This window comes from Pseudomonadales bacterium, from assembly GCA_013215025.1.
In the GTDB taxonomy this organism is placed as follows: domain Bacteria; phylum Pseudomonadota; class Gammaproteobacteria; order Pseudomonadales; family DT-91; genus DT-91.
In genome coordinates, this window is the sequence record JABSRR010000204.1 from 1 (window position 1) to 4346 (window position 4346).

The window sequence follows — 4346 nt, forward strand, 5'->3', positions numbered from 1 at the left end:
TTTTTAAACCCAGAACGGGTATCAATGCCAGATTTTGATGTGGATTTTTGCATGGATACCCGCGAAAAAGTCATCGATTATGTGGCTGAAAATTATGGTCGCATGGCGGTGTCTCAAATTGTCACTTTTGGAACCATGGCGGCCAAGGCGGTCGTTAGAGATGTTGCGCGAGTGCAGTCAAAGCCATATTCGCTTGCGGATAGAATGTCTAAAGCCATACCATTTACGCCTGGTATTACCCTGCAACAAGCGCTCGAGCAAGAAGAGCCGCTGCGCGAAATGATCGAAAGCGATGAGGATGCCAAAGAGATTTGGGATATGGCGATCCAGCTTGAGGGTACCGTTAGAGGTGTTGGTAAGCATGCGGGCGGTGTGGTAATTGCGCCAACAAAATTAACCGATTTTGCGGCTATATATTCTGACGAAAATGGTCAGGGTATGGTCACGCAATTTGATAAAAATGATGTGGAGGAAGCCGGCTTAGTAAAATTTGACTTTTTAGGCTTACGAACTCTTACCATCATTGACTGGGCTAAAGCTATTATTGACAAGCAGCGGCAAGCTGTAGGTGAGTCTGAATTAATTATTGAGGCTATTCCGCTTGACGATCCCAAGACCTATGAATTATTAAAGCGCGCCGAGACCACCGCAGTGTTTCAACTTGAATCACGCGGCATGAAAGAGCTGATTAAAAAGCTGCAGCCCGACAATCTTGAAGACATGATAGCCTTAGTGGCTTTATTTCGCCCTGGCCCCTTAGATTCTGGGATGGTCGATGATTTTGTTAATCGAAAGCATGGTCGCGCAGAATTGGCTTATCCTGATGCGAAATATCAACATCAATGGTTAGAACCCATCTTAAAGCCCACCTATGGCGTCATTGTTTATCAGGAACAGGTGATGCAGATTGCCCAGGTGCTGGCTGGCTATAGTCTTGGCGGCGCCGACCTGCTGCGTCGTGCGATGGGTAAGAAAAAGCCCGAGGAAATGGCCAAACAACGTGAGGTGTTTAGGCAGGGCGCGATCAGCCAAGGTGTTGACCCTGAATTGGCCATGAAGATTTTTGACCTGGTTGAAAAGTTCGCCGGCTATGGTTTTAACAAGTCTCATTCTGCTGCCTATGCCTTGGTGTCTTATCATACCGCTTGGTTAAAAACCCACTATCCCGCACCGTTTATGGCCGCGGTGTTATCCTCAGAACTGCAAAATACTGACAAAATTGTGACCTTGGTTGAAGAGTGTCGCCAGATGCAGCTGAGTTTGATGCACCCTGATGTTAACACCGGTGATTATATGTTCACGGTTGATGCAGATAATCACATTATCTATGGCCTGGGCGCTATAAAAGGCTTAGGCGAAGGGCCTGTTGAGGCAATAATCGACGCACGTACTGATGGCCCGTTTTCGGATTTGTTTGATTTTTGCCGCCGTATTGATTTACGCAAAATGAACCGACGCGCGATTGAAGCGTTGATAAAGTCGGGTGCTTTTGATGGTTTATCCGAGCGACGTGAGGTGTTGTTAGCGGCATTACCTGAGGCGGTTCAGGCCGCAGAGCAACAGCACAGTAATCAGGCGCAGGGCATGGTCGATTTGTTTGCTGCGGTCGAGGCAGAAAACGATGATTATGTGTATGCCAACTATCAGCATCTACCGATAGCGCGTGGCCGCGATACATTAGCCGCTGAGAAAGAAACGCTCGGTTTATTCTTAAGTGGGCATCCTATCGAAGAATACTCTGCTGACTTAAATGAGCTGAATGTGAAGCGCCTGCATGCACTGCAGGCGGATAAAAAACTGGTTTTAGTGGCTGGCATGGTTGCCGATATTCGCTACATCAAAACTAAGCGCGGCGACAATCTTGCAATTATAACCTTGGATGATCAAACCGGTCGTATTGATGCCACGGTATTTGCTAGCATGCTGGATGAAGTCAAAGACAAGCTAGTCAAAGACGCGGTGATATTTGTGCAAGGAGAAGTCGAGTCAGACGACTTTTCTGGCGGTATTCGCTTGCGTGTGCAGTCTGTTATGGATATGAGCGAAGTTCGTGCGAAAGGCAACCGCAAGCTATTTTTACGCATTAACAGCGATGTCTGGCAACGTGACAAGCAGCTACTGATGGACACCTTAAGTGCATCGCGTTGCGAGCAAGAACAGGGCTGCGCCATCGCTATTCAGTATCAGAACTTGCGACACTCGGCGCAGGCTATGGTTAAGCCTGACGAGCTTTGGCGTATTCAGCCGTCTGATGCCTTAATTGATCAACTCACTGCAATTATTGGCGCGGACAACTTCAAGTTCGCCTAGCGTAAAGGCTGGCGCAAACTAAAACGCGGTTTTCCCAAACTTTGCTTTAGGTTACAATGCGCATCAAACATGGACAGAACGAATAAGAAGTATCCATTATGAATCCTAATTATCTTGATTTTGAGCAGCCGATTGCTGACCTTGAAGTTAAAATTCAAGAATTACAGTCTCTCGGTGACGATGTTGATATCAACATCACTGAAGAAATTCAGAAACTCAATGAGAAAAGTACTGCGCTTACATCGAAGATTTTCGACGATTTAAGTGCTTGGGATATCGTGCGTGTTGCTCGTCATCCTCTACGACCCTACACCGCTGACTATATCCCTCTGATATTTGATGATTTCGATGAGCTGCATGGCGATCGTCATTATGCCGATGACAAGGCGATTATTGGCGGTATTGCGCGTTTACAAGGCCAACCAGTCATGGTGATTGGGCAAGAGAAAGGCCGCAGCGTGAAAGAAAAGGTTGAGCGTAATTTTGGTATGCCAAAGCCTGAGGGCTACCGCAAAGCCTTACGCCTGATGCAAATGGCCGAACGTTTCAAGCTGCCAATTGTTACCCTGATTGATACCCCTGGGGCCTACCCAGGCATTGATTCTGAAGAGCGTGGCATTTCTGAGGCTATCGCGCAAAATTTGGCGGTGATGAGTCGTTTGAAAACGCAGATCATCTGTGTAGTCATTGGTGAAGGCTCATCCGGCGGTGCACTAGGAATTGGTGTTGGTGACCATGTTGCCATGTTGCAATACTCTACCTATTTCGTGATCTCACCTGAGGGCTGTGCCAATATTATTTGGAAAACCTCTGAAAAGGCTAATCTAGCCGCTGAAGCGATGGGTGTGACCTCATCGAAGCTGCAGGAGCTCGGCATTGTCGATGCGACGATCGAAGAGCCTTTGGGCGGCGCGCATCGCGATGTTGCGTTAATGGCCGAGCGCATTAAAGAGCACGTTTGTCAGCAGCTTGAAGGCCTGCAACAGCTGTCGGAAGACGAGCTATTGGCAACACGCTATCAACGCCTTATGTCCTATGGCAATGATTAAAGCTGGCAATTGAGTAGTCTAGAACAGCATCTTATTGATCAAATTTCGGTCTTACTGGCAGACCATCAGCGTTCATCTCGACCAATCTCACGCCTGCTGCTTGGTCTCAGTGGTGGGCAAGACTCCACCGCATTACTGCATAGCTTGCATCGCTGTTTACAGTCCGAGAGTTTGTTGCAGGCAGGCTTGCAGCTGCCAAAACTGGCAGCGATTCATGTGCATCATGGCCTACAATCTGAAGCTGATGACTGGCTGACGCATTGCCAACAACAGTGTCAACAGCTTGGCGTTGAACTCTTCTCGCATCATGCCAATCTGCTTAATCATGGCAAAGCGGACCGACTGCAGAATCTTGAAGCACAAGCTAGACAAGCGCGCTGGCAGGCCTTTATGCAGATCGCCGATAGCGACGATGTGGTTGTGCTGGCGCATCATCAGCAAGATCAGGCAGAAACATTTATCTATCGCAGTATGCGCGGTGCCGGGGTTAAAGGCCTAGCCTCAATGCAGGCTTGGCTTGAGGTGCAGGCATCTGAGCTAAACGCCAGCGTGCCACAATCAAGCTGCACTGATAAACCCATGCGACTATGGCGACCTGTGCTGGATTTGCCTCAGGCTGAGCTTAGGGATTATGTTAGCCGATTCAAGCTTAGCTATGTTGAGGATTGTTCAAATTTTGATACGGCGTTTGATCGTAATTATATTCGCCACCAAGTCTTACCTACGCTGCAACAGCGTTGGCCAATGGCAGTCAACAGGTTAGTAAAAAATACCGAGTATCAGCAAGAGGCCGCTGTCTTATTAGCAGAGTTAGCAGAACTCGATTTGGCTGCAGCATTGGGCCAAGATGCTGCAGGACTTTTTTTGCAACTTAAGCATTTCAACTCAGCCCTGCGTTTGAAAAATGCTTTGAACCACTGGTTAGCGCAGCAAGCGCTGCAACTTGGTGAGCAACAGTTACAGCAGCTGGCGGAGAGTTGCATATCA

At 48.1% G+C, this 4346-nt stretch carries 3 protein-coding genes; all 3 read left to right on the forward strand.

Annotated features, from left to right (window positions below):
- The coding region (gene dnaE / locus HRU21_11725) for a DNA polymerase III subunit alpha (GenBank protein ID NRA42958.1) at positions 1 to 2310 on the forward strand (2310 nt) is incomplete at its 5' end.
- Between the two features lie 98 nt (positions 2311 to 2408).
- A complete protein-coding gene (gene accA, locus HRU21_11730; protein ID NRA42959.1) occupies positions 2409 to 3359 on the forward strand; it encodes an acetyl-CoA carboxylase carboxyl transferase subunit alpha in 951 nt (316 codons plus the stop codon).
- 9 nt (positions 3360 to 3368) lie between these two features.
- A partial coding sequence (gene tilS, locus HRU21_11735; protein NRA42960.1) for a tRNA lysidine(34) synthetase TilS occupies positions 3369 to 4346 on the forward strand: 978 nt, incomplete at its 3' end.